The organism is Parasphingorhabdus sp., assembly GCF_059726685.1.
Genome location: NZ_AP041068.1, coordinates 1552182 through 1569457, shown reverse-complemented (window position 1 = coordinate 1569457; position 17276 = coordinate 1552182). Strand labels below are relative to the sequence as shown.

17 protein-coding genes are annotated in these 17276 nt (G+C 53.0%); 6 read left to right on the top strand and 11 right to left on the bottom strand.

Annotation, left to right across the window (positions count from 1 at the left end):
- Position 1: 1 nt before the first annotated feature.
- The 5 genes from egtD to gluQRS form a co-directional block, all read right to left on the bottom strand.
- Positions 2–961, bottom strand: coding sequence for an L-histidine N(alpha)-methyltransferase (gene egtD, locus AC6I9Z_RS07770; RefSeq protein ID WP_461454944.1), 960 nt, complete (start codon positions 959–961; stop codon positions 2–4).
- Between the two features lie 33 nt (positions 962–994).
- Entirely contained in the window at positions 995–2191 is a 1197-nt protein-coding gene (egtB, locus tag AC6I9Z_RS07765) for an ergothioneine biosynthesis protein EgtB (RefSeq protein ID WP_461454942.1), read from the bottom strand.
- A 156-nt stretch (positions 2192–2347) separates the two neighbouring features.
- Positions 2348–2926 (bottom strand): cob(I)yrinic acid a,c-diamide adenosyltransferase, encoded by a 579-nt coding sequence (locus AC6I9Z_RS07760; protein ID WP_461454940.1) that lies wholly within the window; start codon positions 2924–2926, stop codon positions 2348–2350.
- Between the two features lie 12 nt (positions 2927–2938).
- Positions 2939–3169 (bottom strand): hypothetical protein, encoded by a 231-nt coding sequence (locus AC6I9Z_RS07755; RefSeq protein ID WP_461454938.1) that lies wholly within the window; start codon positions 3167–3169, stop codon positions 2939–2941.
- Between the two features lie 9 nt (positions 3170–3178).
- Positions 3179–4069 carry a tRNA glutamyl-Q(34) synthetase GluQRS gene (gluQRS, locus tag AC6I9Z_RS07750; RefSeq protein WP_461454936.1) on the bottom strand — a complete coding sequence of 297 codons (891 nt, stop codon included), beginning with the start codon at positions 4067–4069 and terminating at the stop codon, positions 3179–3181.
- Between the two features lie 97 nt (positions 4070–4166).
- Between gluQRS and AC6I9Z_RS07745 the strand changes: the two genes are divergently transcribed.
- The 4 genes from AC6I9Z_RS07745 (at position 4167) to ppc (ending at position 10314) form a co-directional block, all read left to right on the top strand.
- Positions 4167–4733, top strand: coding sequence for an HNH endonuclease (locus AC6I9Z_RS07745; RefSeq protein ID WP_109356161.1), 567 nt, complete (start codon positions 4167–4169; stop codon positions 4731–4733).
- A 131-nt stretch (positions 4734–4864) separates the two neighbouring features.
- Positions 4865–5506: an OB-fold-containig protein gene (locus AC6I9Z_RS07740; protein ID WP_461454934.1), complete on the top strand. Its 642-nt coding sequence runs from the start codon at positions 4865–4867 to the stop codon at positions 5504–5506.
- A gap of 102 nt (positions 5507–5608) precedes the next feature.
- On the top strand, positions 5609–7423 hold the full coding sequence (locus AC6I9Z_RS07735) for a flotillin family protein (RefSeq protein ID WP_461454932.1): 1815 nt from the start codon (positions 5609–5611) through the stop codon (positions 7421–7423).
- A 173-nt stretch (positions 7424–7596) separates the two neighbouring features.
- The gene (gene ppc, locus AC6I9Z_RS07730; RefSeq protein ID WP_461454930.1) at positions 7597–10314 is read left to right on the top strand and encodes a phosphoenolpyruvate carboxylase; all 2718 of its coding nucleotides are present in this window, start codon (positions 7597–7599) and stop codon (positions 10312–10314) included.
- 100 nt (positions 10315–10414) lie between these two features.
- Here ppc and AC6I9Z_RS07725 read toward each other — a convergent pair whose 3' ends face one another.
- Both AC6I9Z_RS07725 and AC6I9Z_RS07720 read right to left on the bottom strand, forming a co-directional pair.
- Complete coding sequence (locus tag AC6I9Z_RS07725; RefSeq protein WP_461454928.1) at positions 10415–11146, bottom strand: aspartate/glutamate racemase family protein; 732 nt, start codon at positions 11144–11146, stop codon at positions 10415–10417.
- Between the two features lie 48 nt (positions 11147–11194).
- Positions 11195–12112: a beta-keto acid cleavage family enzyme gene (locus AC6I9Z_RS07720; protein WP_461454926.1), complete on the bottom strand. Its 918-nt coding sequence runs from the start codon at positions 12110–12112 to the stop codon at positions 11195–11197.
- 144 nt (positions 12113–12256) lie between these two features.
- On the opposite strand from AC6I9Z_RS07720, the gene AC6I9Z_RS07715 reads away from it, so the two are divergent.
- Positions 12257–13453, top strand: coding sequence for a GGDEF domain-containing protein (locus tag AC6I9Z_RS07715; RefSeq protein ID WP_461454924.1), 1197 nt, complete (start codon positions 12257–12259; stop codon positions 13451–13453).
- A gap of 11 nt (positions 13454–13464) precedes the next feature.
- On the opposite strand, the gene AC6I9Z_RS07710 is transcribed toward AC6I9Z_RS07715, so the two are convergent.
- On the bottom strand, positions 13465–13935 hold the full coding sequence (locus AC6I9Z_RS07710) for a hypothetical protein (RefSeq protein ID WP_461454922.1): 471 nt from the start codon (positions 13933–13935) through the stop codon (positions 13465–13467).
- 115 nt (positions 13936–14050) lie between these two features.
- Between AC6I9Z_RS07710 and AC6I9Z_RS07705 the strand changes: the two genes are divergently transcribed.
- Positions 14051–14593 carry a lipocalin family protein gene (locus tag AC6I9Z_RS07705; protein WP_461454920.1) on the top strand — a complete coding sequence of 181 codons (543 nt, stop codon included), beginning with the start codon at positions 14051–14053 and terminating at the stop codon, positions 14591–14593.
- A 69-nt stretch (positions 14594–14662) separates the two neighbouring features.
- Here AC6I9Z_RS07705 and AC6I9Z_RS07700 read toward each other — a convergent pair whose 3' ends face one another.
- The 3 genes from AC6I9Z_RS07700 to AC6I9Z_RS07690 all read right to left on the bottom strand — a co-directional run bounded on the left by AC6I9Z_RS07700 (position 14663) and on the right by AC6I9Z_RS07690 (position 17264).
- Positions 14663–15226 carry a hypothetical protein gene (locus AC6I9Z_RS07700; protein ID WP_461454918.1) on the bottom strand — a complete coding sequence of 188 codons (564 nt, stop codon included), beginning with the start codon at positions 15224–15226 and terminating at the stop codon, positions 14663–14665.
- A complete protein-coding gene (locus tag AC6I9Z_RS07695) occupies positions 15223–16152 on the bottom strand; it encodes a hypothetical protein (protein ID WP_461454916.1) in 930 nt (309 codons plus the stop codon). Before AC6I9Z_RS07695 ends, AC6I9Z_RS07700 begins: the two co-directional genes overlap by 4 nt.
- Positions 16153–16397: 245 nt before the next feature.
- A complete protein-coding gene (locus tag AC6I9Z_RS07690) occupies positions 16398–17264 on the bottom strand; it encodes an alpha/beta fold hydrolase (RefSeq protein WP_461454914.1) in 867 nt (288 codons plus the stop codon).
- Between the last annotated feature and the right edge of the window lie 12 nt (positions 17265–17276).

The window sequence follows — 17276 nt, the reverse complement described above, 5'->3', positions numbered from 1 at the left end:
TTTATGGCGCATTCTTAAAGGGGTGCGCTTCAGCCAGGATCAGCGAGAAATAGTCCCGCTCGTCACTCCATTCGCGAACCGGTGACCAGCCGCCTGCACGCAGCATCAAACGCGCATCACGCAAACCATATTTGTGGCTGTTCTCGATATGAATTTTCTGACCCTTATCGATGTCGAACTGGTTGTCACCAATGGTAAAGCGCACATCTGCCTGGACCTCTAGATAGATTTCAATTCGCGCGTAAAGATCATTCCAGATCGCGATGTGGTGGAATTGGTCCACCGGGATTGTACCAGCCATTTCTCGATTAATTCGGTGCAGTAAATTTAGCGAAAACTGCGCAGTTACCCCTGCACTATCGTCATAAGCGGCAACCAGAGTATCTGTATCCTTGATTCGATCAAAGCCGATCAGCAACTGCGATCCCGTGCCTAGCGTCTCTCGCATGAAGCGGAGCAAATCAACGGAGGTACGCGCAATCATATTGCCGATTGTAGAGCCCGGGAAAAAACCCAGCTTGGGCATATTGGCCACTTCGTTCGGCAAGTTTATCCGTCGCATAAAGTCGGCCTCTAAGGGGTAAATCGGAAGCTCAGGAAACTGAGTCTGCAACTGCGCAGCGCTTGCGGCGAGAAACTCTCCGGAAATATCTATCGGGACATAGGCTGCAGGATGGGTAGCGCTCAAAAGATGCGGTGTTTTTGTGGAACTGCCGGAACCGAATTCAACAACAGCACGGTCTGTGCCACTCATTTCTCCGACCTCTGCGCTGTATCGTTCCAGCAAGCTTGTTTCCGTTCGTGTCGGATAATATTCGGGTAGCTCTGTAATCTGTTCAAATAGTTCCGAACCCTGACGGTCATAGAGCCAACGGGCTGGAATTGCGTAGCTCTGCTCTTGAAAACATCGCATAACATCTTTTTCAAAACCCGGGTCTACCCGGCTAACTGTCATATCCATGAGAAAGCCGTCCTTGGCGGCCAAATTTGTCGATCAAAGATCTTTGGCGAGGCGAAGGCCGGTAAACTGCCAACGCTGATGGGGGTAAAAGAAATTGCGATAGCTATCGCGGATATGGCCCGGCGGCGTGGCAACACTGCCACCTTTCAATACAAACTGCCCAGACATGAACTTGCCATTATATTCACCGACTGCGCCCTCTGCAGCTTTAAAACCGGGATAAGGGCGATAGGCGCTGCCAGTCCATTCCCACACGCTGCCGGTGCCTGGCAATCCATTATGCACCGCGACTTCCCACTCGGCCTCAGTTGGAAGCCGGGCATCCGCCCAGCACGCATAGGCGTCGGCTTCATAAAGACTGATATGCCGAACCGGCGCGCACAACACGATTTCACGCCATCCTTGCAAGGTGAATTCTTCCATCACACCATCGCGTGTGCGCCAATGGAGCGGTTTTGTGACCTTTTCTTGCTGTACCCAGGCCCAACCATCGGACAACCAATATCGATGGTCGGCATAACCACCATCGTCCATAAAATTCTGCCACTCGCCATTTGTAACAGGGCGGTCGGCTATAGCATAAGGGTGCAGCAAGACCTGGTGACGCGGCCCTTCACAGTCAAAGGAGAAACTTTCTCCATCATGACCTATGAATTGGGCGCCATTTGCACCTTCAATCCAATGTAATGGCGCTTCGATAATCGCCGGGCGCGGTTTGGGTTCCATGAAAGCGGGACCAAGCGGATTGCGGGAAAACAGGTGCAATATATCCGTAAGCAACAGTTCCTGATGTTGTTGCTCGTGATGCAGTCCCAGCTCGATCAGATCCAGAGCCTCATCGGAAAAGCTTTCCATCGCTTCGATCATTGCTTCATCTACATGTGCGCGATAATCAAGCACCTCTTCTAACGATGGCCGGGTCAGCAGGCCTCGATCCGGCCGCGCATGCCGCGCACCTTCGGCTTCATAGTAGCTATTGAACAAATAAGCATAAGACTCATCAAACACCCGATAGCCATCGACATGATCGCGCAGCAGGAAAGTTTCAAAAAACCAGCTCGTGTGCGCCAGATGCCATTTGGCTGGGGACGCATCGTCCATCGACTGAACGGTTGCATCAGCATCGCTCAAGCCAACGACCAGCGAACTGCTATGTGCACGGACCTTTTGAAAATCTTCTTTCAGAACCGAACGCCGATTGGTTTTTCGGTCGATCTGAGGCGATGTCACGATAGTTTCGGCTTGGCCTGCGATCTTTCCTACTCCATCCGCTTATTGGGCGTATTAAGAACATAGAGCGAACGAGATTAGGGTCAACCGCTTATATTTGCGCCATCAGGTTGCAAATATATATGTTGCGGTGCGTTTACGCGATAAAACGGCCAGCTAGCGAGAGGCTCCAGGAACCCACAAAATGTCAGCTTTGCCGCCATCATTCAGCATTCGCCCAAGCACAAAAAGATAATCCGATAGCCGATTAATGTAGGCGAGAGCCTGCGGATTGATCGCCATAGCCTGTGCGGCACCTACGGCGGTTCGTTCTGTACGCCGAGCAACGGCCCTGGCCAGATGGATGGATGCGGCAGCCTTGCTACCTCCAGGCAATATAAAGCTGGTCAGCGGATCAAGATTGTCATTGACCCTATCAATTTCGCTTTCGAGCCTCTCGACCTGCGACGGCGTAACTCGAAGGACCATGTCTGATGGCGCAAAATCATCTCCCTCGCCAGCGGGCGTTGCCAAATCCGCTCCAAGATCGAACAGATCATTTTGAATCACCTTGAGCGACTGCACCAATGCCGCATCACTAATTTCGCAAATTGCTACACCCAACGCACTATTGAGTTCATCAACGTCGCCAATGGCTGCCATGCATATATCGCTCTTGGCCAAGCGTGATCCATCGACCAGCCCCGTCGTCCCGTCATCGCCCGTCTTCGTGTAGATTTTGTTGAGCTTGACCATACAAGCCTGGCCTTAGCTTTGACCGCCGGCAAGCAACAATAGCAGCGCAACCAGTATGACTGCGATGGCCTGATATTTCACCCGAGCGAACATCATTTCATTCTGTTTTTTGTGCGAAGCCGTCACGCCATCAGCATCAACGTCTTCCGGCTCCATATTAACGAAAGCAATCAAACCGCGGACCAAAGCATAAACAACGGCGCCAGCTGCCAACAAGATTAGTAGGATCAGTATATAGCTCATATTCTCTGATTAGCCCTTTGATAAAGTTATTCCAACCGGGAAAATATTTTTTCGTAATTTGTCAGCTATCATGTAGCCATCCGTGCCTGCTTCTCGCAATACGGCCAAAGATGCAGAGTCTAGGCTTTTCGACAACTTTACCCTTGTCTCATCAAGCAAAACCGGATGATGGACATAGCGGGGAACGGATAAATCCATCAAGGCTTGCAGCAGTCTGTGTATATGGGTCGAGGCAAATAGATCCTCCCCGCGTACGACATGAGTGATTCCGTCGCGCGCATCATCCAATGTCACAGCCAAATGATAGCTGACGGGCGTATCCTTGGGTATCAATACAACGTCTCCCAATACCGCCGGATCAGCAATCTGATCCCCGTGACGCTCGTCATGCCAGCCTATATCACCAATCAAATCGGTCGCCTTTTTAACATCAAGCCGCCAACTATGCGGCTCTCTTTTAAGTCTTTCGGCAACCTCACCCTTGTCGAGACCCCGACAAGTCCCGGGATAAATCGGGCCATCCGGCCCCTCCTCCAATCCTTCTTCTTCCTGGATAGCGCGCATGGACGATCGCGTGCAAAAACAAGGGTAGAGAACTCCCTTTTTCTTCAGCTGTTTGGCCGCGTTAGCGTAACTCTGGAGCCGCTGAGATTGGAAAACTGCATCTCCATCCCAATCGAGACCCAGCCATCGCAGATCAGCAAAAATCGCGTCAATAAATTCGGGCTTGCTGCGGCCAATATCTATATCTTCGATCCGTAACAGTAACTTCCCACCCCTCTCTCGCGCATAATCATGGGCGACACAGGCTGCATAAGCATGCCCCAAATGCAACAATCCGTTGGGGCTTGGCGCAAAGCGCACCACAACATCTTGGCCAATATCCCCTCTTGACGTCATAGGGCAGATAATGTTCTTTGCATGTCAGTTGTAATGACCATGTCATGTTCTTGCGGATAAAGAGCAGTCAGTCAAAGACTAAGGGAGTAGTTAGACTATGTATCATCCCGACCTGTTGCGGCATCCCGAAAGTTGTCCGTCACTGGTGTTGAACGCTGACTATACGCCGCTATCCTATTATCCCTTAAGCTTATGGCCTTGGCAAACCGCAATCAAAGCGGTTTTCCTGGACCGGGTAAACATTGTTTCCAGCTATGAACGCGAAGTCCATAGCCCCAATCTCGACATGAAAATCCCGTCGGTAATTGCGCTGAAAAACTATGTGAAACCTTCTGAATATCCCGCATTTACCCGGTTTAACCTGTTTCTGCGCGACAAGTTCATGTGCCAATATTGTGGCAGCCTCGACAATCTGACGTTCGACCATGTCATTCCGCGTCGCCAGAAAGGCCGTACCACATGGGAAAATGTTGCTACTGCCTGCCTGCCCTGCAACCTGAAAAAAGGTGGCCGAACGCCGAAAGAGGCACACATGCAGCTTTCCAACAGGCCGATCAAACCGACCAATTGGCAGTTGCAGGAACATGGACGCGCCTTCCCGCCGAACTTCCTCCACGATACATGGCATGACTGGTTATACTGGGATATTGAACTAGAAGGGTGAAAAATTTCTAGGTTCTTAAGAGGAATTCCCTCTCGAATTCCAATTTCTACTGATATCTCGACAGAATTTCAGGACTGACATCTTGAAATCCAGCTTATTCATCCTATATTCATGTAAAGGAGAGGTTTTGCGTGATAGAATTTTGGTTGGCGGATGAGAATATCTTTTTTAGCGCCGCCATCCTTCTCATGTTTGCCATCGGATTATTACAGCTTGTTGGATTAAGCGACTTTGGGCCGGATTTCGGCACCGACATGGATCCCGACGCTGATATTGCCGAAGCTGGCGCTCACGGCGCTGGCCAAGGTCTGCTCTCCTTATTGGGATTTGGTCGTCTGCCATTTCTCATGCTGCTTGTGCTTTTTCTGGCCCTGTTCGGTATTATCGGACTGGCGGGTCAGGAATTTTACAGCAATCTGTTCGGATGGCTTCTAACGCCATGGCTCGCCGTTCCAGCGGCGGCTGCCGTTTCCTTACCGCTAACCGGCTTGTTGGCGCGTCCCTTGTCGCGGGTCATTCCCAGCGATGAAACCACCGCAATCGACATTGAAATGTTGGTCGGACGACGCGGGAAAATCGAGATTGGCAAGGCAGAGACTGGTTCGCCAGCTCGCGCAAAGGTGATCGACTCACACGGCCACGGCCATTTCGTGATGGTCGAGCCAGCCAACGAAGGCGAGATTTTTCGCCAGGCGGAAGAGGTTCTGCTCGTTCGCCGGGAGGAAGGTACATTCAAAATCATCTCGCCTGATACCGTCAAGTTTCTGGAATGAACCCGAACTAAATATTCAAACTGAAAACGGTGTTAGCGCAATATCCGCTAGATTGCCCTCTAGCTTGTTCAGCGCGCTGCGCCCCAAAATAGAAAGAAAAATATGACTGAGAATCTCGTTTCCCTCGCCGTCTATGCCGGCGTTATTTTTATCACCCTGCTCATCTTCGGGTTGATCATCACTCGGCTCTATAAACGCGCAACCAAAGAAATTGCCTTCGTTCGGACCGGACTTGGCGGCGAAAAGGTTGTGATGAACGGCGGTGCCATGGTGCTGCCGGTCTTGCATGAAACCATGCCGGTTAACATGAACACAGTGCGGCTGGCAGTGGAGCGCAATAATGTTGATGCGCTGATCACCCTCGATCGCTTGCGGATTGATGTGAAGGCGGAATTTTATGTCCGCGTGCGCCCGGATGCCGGATCATTGGCTATGGCCGCACAGACTTTGGGCCTGCGCACTATGCAGCCCGAGGCGCTAAAGGACCTGGTCGAAGGTAAATTTGTCGATGCGCTGCGCTCGGTTGCTGCGGGCATGACAATGAACGAGCTGCATGAGCAGCGCGCGGACTTTGTCCAGAAAGTGCAGCAAGCCAGCTCTGCCGATCTGGCGATGAACGGTCTCGAACTGGAATCCGTATCACTAACCGGTTTGGATCAGACCAGTATTGAGCATTTCAACGCCAATAACGCCTTTGATGCCGAAGGTCTGACCAAACTTACGGAGCAAATTGAACTGCGTAAGAAAGCACGGAACGACATTGAACAAGATACACGTGTTCAAATTGAGAGCAAAAACCTGGAAGCGGATCAACGCAGCTTCACCATCGAACGGGACAATGAATTTGCGCGGCTCGAACAAGAACGTGAAGTCGAGATGCGGCGTGCCGAACAGGCCTCTGAGGTTGCGAGTGAGCAAGCTGTTCGCAATCGAGAAGCTGAAGAAGCGCGGATTACCGCGAAACAAAAGATCGATTCCACGCAGATTGAAGCCGATCGCGCCGTCAAGGAAGCCTCAATCGCCCAAGAGCAAGCGATTGAAATTGCCCGGCAAGAACAGCAAATCGCTATCCAGAACAAAAGTCGCGAAGAAAGCCAGGCCAAGGCAGAAGCCGATGAAGCGCGCGCCAAAGCAGTGGCAGCCGAAGAGCAAGTCACAACCTCAAGAGAAACCGAGGTTGCTGACCGCGATAAGCGCATTGAACTGATCGAGGCATCAAAACAGGCAGAACGCGAAGCCATTGGTGTCAAGGTGCAGGCAGAGGCCGAAAAAGAAGCCGCTTCAAACCGCGCGGCCGCGATCCGACTGGACGCAGAGGGCGAAGCAGAGGCGGAAAAATTGCGCGCCGAAGCATCTCGCGTCCGCTTTGAAGTAGAGGCCGCTGGTCAACGCGCGGTGAACGAGGCAGCCAATATCCTGTCATCCGATCAGATATCGCTGCAGACCAAATTGGCGCTGCTCAACGTATTGCCTGAAGTGGTGAAGGAATCAGCGAAACCTATGGAAGCCATCGACTCCATCAAGATCGTTCAGGTCGACGGCATCACCCAAAATGGCGGAGGCGGAAACGGCTCTGGCAATGGCGGAGGCGTCAATGGTGGTGGAGGCGGCAATCTTGCTACCGACGCTGTCGCCGCTGCTTTGTCCTACCGCGCACAAGCACCGGTCATTGACGGGCTGATGAAAGAGCTTGGCCTGGACGGGTCATCACTGGACAGCCTAATCGGTGGTGCGACCGAAACTGAAACAGCTCCGCTTGAAGCGCAGGCAAAGCCGAAACCGAAAGTGGCGGCGACACCAGTCAAAGCCCAATCGAAGAAAATAGCGCAACCCGCGGCTACTGCTCCTGTTCCTGCGAAGGCTGAAAAACAGAAAGGTCCTTGGTCAGAGCAAAAGGATGGAAAAAGTCCAAGCTGATTGAACATATGCCGCCAAAGGCCCGTCCTCGAAAAAGGGCGGGCCTTTTCTGTTTGCGTGAACGTGCTTCCGATAACCTTGGTGAAGAAATCTAAATCAGCTGAGATCGTTTCGATTTTTACGATCATCAGGATTTTCTTGACCCTGCCTGCGCTGCAGTGCAGCAAAGCGGCATGACCGATACCCTCCCCAAAGATTCATCGGCAACACCGTCATTGGTTGTTCGCCAAAACCCTGACATTAAATATCTCGGCAAATTGCTGGGCGATGTGATCCGTTCCTATGGCGGAGAGGAACTCTACCGCCGTACCGAATATATCCGCTCGACCAGTGTTGACCGGCATCGCGGACTGGCAGATGCAGACGCGATTGATCCTGGCTTAGATGCACTGTCGCTTGATGAAACCACTGCCTTTGTCCGGGGCTTCATGCTCTTTTCTCTGCTCGCCAATCTTGCCGAGGATCGCCAGGGCGTTGCGGCAGAAGAAGGTGCCAGCGTTGCCGAAGCAGTCAAAAAATTGGCCAATGAAGGTGTGAACGAAAAGGCGATACTAGCACTGCTTGACGACGCTTTGATTGCTCCAGTGCTGACCGCTCACCCCACAGAGGTGCGGCGCAAGAGCATGATCGACCACAAGGCAAGAATTGCAGAGTTGTTGCTGATGAAAGATGCCGGGGCCGACAATACACCCGAAGGCGACGTACTCGATGAAGCGATCATGCGGCAAATCGCATTGCTTTGGCAAACCCGGCCACTTCGTCGCGAACGCCTGTTTGTAACCGACGAGGTACAGATCTCGCAAAGCTACATGCGGGATGTTTTTCTTCCTGTGTTACCCAAACTTTATGGCAAATGGGAAAAGGTGCTGGGCGCCCGCCTTCCCAATTTCCTGAAGCTCGGCAGCTGGATCGGCGGCGACCGCGATGGCAATCCCTTTGTCGACGCCGATGCCATGCGAGAAGCTTTGTCGCGCGCCGCAGAAACGGTTATCGGCTACTATCTTGCGCGCATCCACGCCATGGGCGCAGAACTCAGCATTTCAACAGAACTCGCAGATGTGCCAGATGAAGTAATCACCCTCGCCGAGGCTAGTGGTGATGATGCGCCAAGTCGCAAGGACGAACCCTATCGCCGAGCGCTGTCCGGTATCTATGCCCGTCTGTCCGCCACTCATCTGAAACTCTGCGGTCATGTTCCCGGGCGCCCATCACCCATAGTCGCCAAACCTTATGACAATCCCCAGCAATTGCGCGAGGATCTTGTCACACTGGCTCATGGCCTGCGCTCACGTGGCAAAGGCGTGTTTGCTACATCAGGAGCATTGGGGCGCCTGATCAGAACCGTGGAGCTATTCGGTTTTCACCTCGCCACACTCGACATGCGGCAGAATAGTCGTATTCATGAGCGAGTGGTTGCTGAATTGCTTGCCGAAGCCGGCGTTGAGTCCGACTATCTCTCACTGGACGAAGACAATCGCGTCGACATACTGAGGCAGGAACTTGCAAACAACCGGCCTTTGGTGAGCCCATGGATCACCTATAGCGAAGACACGGCCAAGGAACTTTCCATTTTACGCGCGGCCGCCCAAGCCCATGATCAATATGGCCCGGAAGTCATTGTCAATTACAACATCAGCAACGGCGAAACCGTATCCGACATTCTGGAAGTCTATGTTCTGCTTATGGAGGCCGGCCTTTACCGAGCACCTGAGGATGAAAAGGCGGCACCCACCTGCCCCATCATGGCTGTGCCGTTATTTGAGACTGTAGCCGATCTGGAAAACGCGCCGCAGGTCATGACCGACTTTTTTGCCCTCCCGGAAATGCATGCTCTCACTCGCGCACGAGGTGCACAGGAAGTGATGATCGGTTATTCCGACAGCAACAAGGATGGCGGGTATTTGACCTCTACCTGGAGTCTGTTCAAAGCCAGTCAGGCCCTAACCCCTGTTTTCGAGAATGCTGGCGTGAAGATGCAGCTTTTTCATGGCCGTGGCGGCGCTGTTGGACGTGGCGGCGGCTCAGCCTTTGGCGCGATTAAGGCGCAGCCGAAAGGTACGGTCGATGGTCGCATCCGTATTACCGAACAAGGAGAAGTTATTGCCGCCAAATATGGTACGATGGGCGTCGCCGAGACCAATCTGGAAGCCATGACTTCGGCGGTCTTGCTCCGCTCGCTAGAACCAGATCCTTCGAACCAAAAAGTCCAAACCGGCTTTGCCGATGCGATGAACGAGATTTCGCGGGCCGCCTTCACCGAATATCGTGATCTGGTTTACGGCAATGACAGTTTCCGAACCTTCTTTCGCCAGATGACACCGCTCACTGAAATTGCGAAACTCAAAATAGGATCGCGCCCCGCCAGTCGAACGAAAAGCGACAAGATAGAGGATTTGCGGGCCATTCCCTGGGTTTTCAGCTGGGCACAAGCTCGCGTGATGCTGCCAGGCTGGTTTGGTGTGGGACAGGCGCTGAATGCCTTTGACGATGTCGAAAAGCTAAAAGAAATGGCGCAAAGCTGGCCATTTTTTCAGGCGAGCCTGTCCAATATGGAAATGGTTCTCGCCAAATCCGACATGGGTATCGCGGCACGTTACGCCGAACTGGTTGAAGACAAATCCATGCGCGAGGGTTATTTCAATCGCATCCGGTCAAGCTGGGAACAAACCCGTGATATATTGCTGGAGATCACTGACCAGCCTCATTTGCTGGCGAAAAACCCATCCCTGTTCAACAGCATCGAACTACGCTTGCCCTATATCGAACCGCTTAACCACCTGCAGATTGAACTCATGAAACGCCTTCGTGCTGGTGAAGATGATCCGCGTATTGGTGAAGGGATACAATTGTCGCTCAATGCTATTGCAACTGCTTTAAGAAATAGCGGTTAAACGGCCATAGCTATAGATCGAGAACTGCGTCTTTTCGTCATCAACCGGACGGACGTCGACAAACAAATCTCCACTTTCGGCGCAAAGCGGAAAAGTGAACTCAAACCGCTCCACCCCGCCAAGTTGGCATCGGAAGCTCGCCCAGCGCCACCGCCACCGCCGACTTGGCCTGCAGCCGCGTGCTATCCAATATTGGCAGTGGCGACACTTCGTCCGTAATTAGAAGCGGGATTTCCGTACAGACGAGTGCGACAGCGTCGCAGCTCGTTTGTTTCAGATCACCAATGATCCGAATAAACTCCGCGCGGGTCTCCGGACGGAAATCGCCGAGGCAAAGTTCGTTGAAAATCGCGTTGTGAATAATCTCGCGGTCCTTGGTAGCCGGGATGGAGCGCTCGAGCGATCTGCGAGCCAGTGCGCCCTTGTACACCGGGCCATCCATCGTCCAATTGGTGCCGAGCACGCCAATATGCCGCCGCCCGTCCGCCTCGGCCTGTGCTGCGACAACCTCGGCGATGTGGAGGCCCGGGATAGAGAAATCCGGGCCTGGCTGTTCTAGTGCAATATGCGCGGTATTGTCAGGTAGGATAAAGAAATCCGCCCCCGCCCCGGCCAACCGCTCAACATCTTCATAGAAAATCTGCCGCAGCGCCGTGAGATCGCCGCGCTCCCAGAGATCAAGCGTCGGTGCCATCGCCCCGCCGCTCATTGTGATCCGCGGATGCTCGTGCGCGCCCATTTTTCGCACGCCTTCCTGCCACACTGTCCGGTAAGACAGTGTCGCGCCTTCCGCGCTGTGGGCCAATATACCGATATGCAGTGGTTCGCTCATTGTGGTGCTGGTTCCAATATATGGTTCACGTCTGAATTCCCGGCATAATCACGGTACCGCCGCAAACGGCACCGGATAGGTCGGCAAATTCATGATCTTCGCCGCCTGCTGCGGCGTAGCAATCGGACGGCCCAACCGCTCTGCCAGTTCGATGACTTCACGCACCAGATCGACATTTTTCGGCGTGCGCGAACCGCCATAGGGTTCTATCCCGACTTGCACATGGCCGCCGCGCACGATTGCGGCTTCCGCCAGACCGCAACCAACACAATCATCGCCAAAGCTCGACACCAGCCACGGCAGGTCGCTGCCTTCGATCATCTCGAGATAGGCATCGAGAGCGGTCGCCGTCGGCGGCAGACCAAAGGGTTGATCATCCGCGCCAAAATAGAATTTCATGATCCCGCCTGGCGGCAATTTTCCGGCGCGTTGCTGTGACATGATGAACTTGACGAAGCCGGGTTCAAAAATTGAAATGCTCATCCCCAGCTTCAGTCGCCGACACGCTTCGACATAATAATAGCTGTCCTGCATGTCATTGCGATAGATCAGATTGGTTGGCGCAAAGGCACCATCCTCGCCCGGAACCGACACATTGAAACTGCCCGGATCACACAGGCCCTGCGCGATCAGGCCTTCCTGCGCCATCGCTTCGATATGGGCATAGCGCTCCTCGACCGACACGCCCTCCTTGCCCGGCATGGTCGGGGTGAGAATGGCATCAGGGCGCAGCTTTAGTAGTTTGCGCCACGGCCGGGCATAATCTTCCGCATCCATCACACCGGTGCCGCCAAAGACCGGATCGCGCGTATGATTATGCACCAGCGCCGCCCCCGCCTCCATACAGGCTACCGCCTGCGCGACAATATCGTCATCCTCGTAAGGAACGTTGGGATTTTGCTCCGGCTTAACCGATCCGTTGAGCGAAACTTCGATGATCAGCGGTGTATCAGATATCTGGGTCATGACGACACCTTAGCAAATATGAACCGGCTTGGGAAAGCGCGTTCCGTCACCTCTTTCATCCTGCAAGCACGGTGTTTTTCCTTCCATTAACAATCTGTTATCCAAAAACTCATATGTCTGTTTCCAATTCATCAGGGGAATGGAATGGCGGACGCCGCTTATCAGGACAGCTATGCCGGCGCACCGGACATTTCCGCTATTGATAAGACGGAAGTTTCGCAGAAACTGCTCATCGATGGGCTGGAGCGGCGGATTGCCGGACAGCTCAGCGTCATCATTCCCGTCGGAGTGATCGGATGGATCGCAAGCCTGACCGATAACCGCGCATTGTGGATATTCCTGAGCCTGCAGATCATAGCGCAATTGGCCATCACCGCCTCATCGCAGTCGCTGCGCCGCGCTGTCGAGACCGGCAAAAATACCGCGATACGCAAAAATCTGTGGATGATGGCCGAGGCATCCAGCGGGATCATATGGGCCGCGATGATGCTCGACGTCGGGACGCTAATCGGCGGGTCGGATGCGGTGCTGACCACCTGGGTCACGATATTGGTGACGATGGTTGTATCCATCCTGCTCGCCGCGCCGATTGCCGGCATTGCCTTTCCGCTGCTCGGCGGATTTACTGCTGCGGGCGTCGCGGGCATATTGCTGTTCGACAAGGATTTTAGCAGCTTTGCCCAGATGGCACTCATCTTCATGTGCGTCGCGCTGTTCATCATTGCCAAGGCGGTCAATTTTCAGGCGCATAACAGTTGCCGAGACGGTATCGAGGTGGAACGACTGAGCCAGCGACTGGCCGAAGAGTTGCGGCGCACGTCCTGGTTATCGCGTCATGACAGCCTGACCAGTTTGTTGAACCGCTCCGCCCTGCAAGATCACATTGGAGAACTTGGAGACATGCAGACGCCGCTGATCCTGCTCGACATTGACCATTTCAAGCAGATCAACGATAGCTATGGCCACGGACAGGGTGACGAAGTGATCGCGGCCGTCAGCGCCTGTATCCGCGAAACACTGGCCGAAACAGCACCCGATGCTTTGGCAGCACGCTGGGGCGGGGAGGAGTTTATTATCGCCCTGCCCGGCTGCGAAACCGGTGCCGATGATATTGCCGAGCGATTATGCGCTGCGGTTGCGAAACTGACGCATCAGGACTGGCCTGCGCGGCTGCGGGTCACCGGCTCGCTGGGCGTCGCGCATGGCCCTGCCAGTGCCTTTTCATCGACATTCAAGAGCGCAGATAACGCGATGTATGAAGCCAAGGAACAGGGCCGCAACCGGGTCGTCTGCGCGCCCGAGGGCGCCGGAAAAGCCCCTCGCGTACCGCGCGCCGCCTAAGCCGCCTATATCTAAGCCGCCTGCCGGGCAATCCGTCCGGTGGTCATGTCTTCCAGCGTGATGGTGGTCAGCGTCTCGCCATCGGGACCGAGAAAATCGGCCAACCTGCCATCGGGCGCATAGAGGTTGAACAGCACCAGCGCGCCCTCCGGCCCGCCATGTTCCATATGGACATCGCCCGGATCCTTCGCGGCATAGTCACCAGCGGCGCGGATGCGTTTCTCTCCGGCAACGCCATTTTCATAATCCACCACATGCAGCTCGCCCGCCAGCACCGTGGAGGTGGTCGCACAGACATGGCGGTGGAAATGGCAATAGCTGTTCGGCTCCCAGCGGTAGAGCAGATCAATATGCCCGCCCGCGCCATCTGCGTCGGGCCGCACGGACAGCACCGCGCCATGATAAGCGATGGGATAGGCGAAGCGGCCCTCCGTGTCGGTGAAGGGAATCCATTTAAGGGCGGGGTTTTCGAGCAGGTTCATCGTTTTGCCTCTTTCTGACGTGACGCGAGCATATCATGGAATAATATGCACCAAAACCCATATTCATAATGGGCTCACGCGCGGCTAGCTATGCTGCCTTGCAATGGAGACCATCATGAACCTGTCGGCCACCCAAAAGCTCGCGCTCAGCCTGTTACCCTTTGCCCTGATCAGCGCCTGCGCTGGCAAGCCCGGCCCCGTCGGCAATAAAGCGGTGCCAGAGCCCGCCAAGGCGGTGGAACTGGATCGCTATCTCGGCAAATGGTATGAAATGGCCCGCTATGAAGCGCCGTTTCAAAAAGGCTGCGACGGCGTGACCGCCGACTATTCCCTGCGCGATGACGGGAAAATCAAGGTCATCAACAGCTGCACCAAAGAGGGCAAGACCACCACCGCCAAGGGCAAGGCGAAAATCGTCGAGGGCAGCCGCAATGCGAAGCTGAAAGTCTCTTTCTTCGGCCCCTTTTACGGCGATTACTGGGTGCTGGACCGCGCCGAAGACTATAGCTGGGCGATCGTCGGCGAACCCAGCGGACGCTATCTGTGGATGCTCACGCGTCAGGCGCAACCCGAGCCGCAAGTGCGCGCCCAAATTGAGGCGCGGGTGAAAGAGCTGGGTTATGACTGGAATTTGGTGAGGGTAACGGATCAGGGTTGAAGGTGGGTGTTTTTGTTGGTTTTCGTATAGTATCGGGAATTCAATATTCTGTCGCCATAATCCGTAATTCTATTTTTTCTCTTGAAGTTTCCTAAAAAGATACTCAGTTCGAAAAACTATTCGGAAGAAACTGGAGATCGCTTCAATCCCTAGCAGCGCAATAAAAAACGCACCCAAATAGCCAGCAACCAAGTCATATTTTTCCATCAATATTTTATCTGAGAAAATTAAATCAAATATTTTAGGATCATAAGTAAGTAGGTTTATTACAATTATAATCACAGTCGAAGTGAGAACTACGTTGTAGTATTGAATGTTGCTGAACAACTCCTTCGAAAGCGTATTCAATTTATCTTCCAACTGCTTATCTTCAATAACTCCATCCCGCTTTGAGATTTCAAACCTCTTATCAACGAGGAAAAATTGCGCAGTAAATCCAAAGCCAATCAAAATGGAAAACAAACTAATCAACGGACCCAACACATCGTTTGAAAATCGACCTGACACAGCAGAAATCATAAGTGCAGCAACGAAAATACCAGTATTCTTCTTGACTAATGATTTTTGAACATTTGTTTGGAAGTTATAATATGTCGCTTTATCACGGGAGTATATTTCAGCTAATATTTTCATTTTCCAGCATTAAATATTATGTTTTGTTCCAACGCTTTGTAAATCGCTTTCCTCACAGCTTTGGTTTTTGGATGCCCATCACTGTTAAGAGGGACATCCAAATTGTATTTAGTCGCGAAGTTGAGTGGTTCAAAAAGATAAATTGTTTGCTGTCCTCGTCCTTTTTCAATCACCATTTTTCCATCTGTGATTTCGCCTTCTTCAACACTGAACATGCCAAGATCGTTAAGCGTCTTGGCTAGTTCCTTTGCGCGATCTTTTGATTTTGAATTGAATATCGGTAAAATTCGATCTCTAGCGGCTGCTTCAAAGTCGCCTCCTTTTTTGTCTCGCTTCAAAACAATTGCAGTTTTTCTTCCCAAAACCTGATCTCGGTGAATCTCATCACTCGCATTAGAAACATCAATCTGAATCTCTTTCGGTACTACTTTGCTCAAAGCAAGAGAGTCATCTCGAATTGCAAAGTCAATCAAAGAAGAACCATTTTTCATGAAACGCTTTATAGCCAACTTGAGGTCTAAATACGAACCATAGGGGCCCAAATATTGCGAACCGACATAAAGTCGGCCGCTGCCAGACAAATATAGGCAATAGTGAAACTGCCGTTGGTTCACGCTATTTGCTTCTATTTTTCCCTTCTCAGAGTTTTTAAACGAATGCCCTGAATAGGGGGCTTCAAAGGTTCCAAAAACGCAGCGGGCATCCATGCGCTTAAAGTTTGCAAACGGGATGAGAGTCCCAAATCGTAACCGCTCCAAGGTCTTCGGATCAGTCGTATCAGGCTTCGGCTGTTTTTCAATTACGTCGCACAAGCCATCGAAATCAGCCACTGAAATCTCGTCGTATCCGTCAGCCTTTTTATCCTTATTTGGCCTCACCATATAGTGGAAACTGACACTAACATTTTCTTTGCGTTTCTTTGGCATCGAATTCCCTTAAACCGTACTTCGAAACAGGTTCTATAGTTAAATCAGTTTATTACAACCCAACATACTATAACGCTATATTTCTGTTCTACGATATTTCATTTACGGAATATCATTTTGACAAGTCCTACTAAGGATCAGATCAAATTCATATTTGCAATTGATCTACGGTTATAGTGTATTCAACAAACCCAAAACTCCTTCAAATCTCCCACCCCGTCCTGTCGGCATCACCACCTTACCCCTCAAAACCCATCCCGAAATTCCGCATAAGCCGCCAGCACATCCGCTGCGCCCTCGGTCTGCGGATAATGGCCCAGATGGTCCAGCCGCCATGCGGGAACCTCCGGGTTCAGCGCCGCGACGGCGTCGACCAGGTGGCCGCCGGAGACCGGGTCCTGGGTGCCGTTGATCAGGGCGATCGGGCATGGCGGGCTGGTGAGCTGTGCCTGCCAGCGGGGGCCGTGGGTGCGGCGGTCGGCGATATAGTGGAGCAGTTTGTGCTGGAGCTTGTTGCCGCCATTGGTGCAGATGACCGCCCAATAGGCTTCGAGTTCCGCGGCGCCGGGCTGCGTATCCTTGCCGAAAACCTCGCTAAAGCTTTTGCCGAAACGCTCCCGGTTCATCAGGTGCACGAACAGCCAGCCAAAGGGCCCCGTGAGCAGCTTTTGAATGGGCCGCGCGCGATGCTGGGCGGGGTTGAGGAAGGCGCAGCTCAGCACCCTGTGCGCCAGTCCGCCCTCCCCGTGCCGCGCCAGCAATTCCTGCCCCGGGCTGACGCCACAATCATGGACGAGGAGATGAAAATCCTGACCTAAAAAAGTCTCCGCCAGATACGCCGCTATGTCAGTTTGTTCCTGAAGATCGTAATGGTGTCGCTTCGGCTTGTCGGAAAAGCCAAAGCCCAGAAAATCAAACGCCACCACCCGGTAACGCGCGGTGAGCTCCGCCCACATCGGTAGCCAGTCAAGACTGGAGGTCGGAAAACCGTGGAGGAGCAGCAAGGGCGGCGCAGTGTCTTCCCCGCCGGTGCGGACGAAGATTTGATGGCCTTTCCACACGACAAACTGTCCATCTGCGCGCCATTGCTCTGCGCTTTGTGGTGTGATCATGGGTGCAAATTC

What these genes read in the sequence shown, in the direction of transcription:
- egtD (WP_461454944.1), bottom strand. Translation starts at nt 961, where the DNA reads ATGGATATGACAGTTAGCCGGGTAGACCCGGGTTTTGAAAAAGATGTT.
- AC6I9Z_RS07760 (WP_461454940.1), bottom strand. Translation starts at nt 2,926, where the DNA reads ATGGTCAAGCTCAACAAAATCTACACGAAGACGGGCGATGACGGGACG.
- AC6I9Z_RS07755 (WP_461454938.1), bottom strand. Translation starts at nt 3,169, where the DNA reads ATGAGCTATATACTGATCCTACTAATCTTGTTGGCAGCTGGCGCCGTT.
- gluQRS (WP_461454936.1), bottom strand. Translation starts at nt 4,069, where the DNA reads ATGACGTCAAGAGGGGATATTGGCCAAGATGTTGTGGTGCGCTTTGCG.
- AC6I9Z_RS07745 (WP_109356161.1), top strand. Translation starts at nt 4,167, where the DNA reads ATGTATCATCCCGACCTGTTGCGGCATCCCGAAAGTTGTCCGTCACTG.
- AC6I9Z_RS07735 (WP_461454932.1), top strand. Translation starts at nt 5,609, where the DNA reads ATGACTGAGAATCTCGTTTCCCTCGCCGTCTATGCCGGCGTTATTTTT.
- ppc (WP_461454930.1), top strand. Translation starts at nt 7,597, where the DNA reads ATGACCGATACCCTCCCCAAAGATTCATCGGCAACACCGTCATTGGTT.
- AC6I9Z_RS07725 (WP_461454928.1), bottom strand. Translation starts at nt 11,146, where the DNA reads ATGAGCGAACCACTGCATATCGGTATATTGGCCCACAGCGCGGAAGGC.
- AC6I9Z_RS07720 (WP_461454926.1), bottom strand. Translation starts at nt 12,112, where the DNA reads ATGACCCAGATATCTGATACACCGCTGATCATCGAAGTTTCGCTCAAC.
- AC6I9Z_RS07715 (WP_461454924.1), top strand. Translation starts at nt 12,257, where the DNA reads ATGGCGGACGCCGCTTATCAGGACAGCTATGCCGGCGCACCGGACATT.
- AC6I9Z_RS07710 (WP_461454922.1), bottom strand. Translation starts at nt 13,935, where the DNA reads ATGAACCTGCTCGAAAACCCCGCCCTTAAATGGATTCCCTTCACCGAC.
- AC6I9Z_RS07705 (WP_461454920.1), top strand. Translation starts at nt 14,051, where the DNA reads ATGAACCTGTCGGCCACCCAAAAGCTCGCGCTCAGCCTGTTACCCTTT.
- AC6I9Z_RS07700 (WP_461454918.1), bottom strand. Translation starts at nt 15,226, where the DNA reads ATGAAAATATTAGCTGAAATATACTCCCGTGATAAAGCGACATATTAT.
- AC6I9Z_RS07695 (WP_461454916.1), bottom strand. Translation starts at nt 16,152, where the DNA reads ATGCCAAAGAAACGCAAAGAAAATGTTAGTGTCAGTTTCCACTATATG.
- AC6I9Z_RS07690 (WP_461454914.1), bottom strand. Translation starts at nt 17,264, where the DNA reads ATGATCACACCACAAAGCGCAGAGCAATGGCGCGCAGATGGACAGTTT.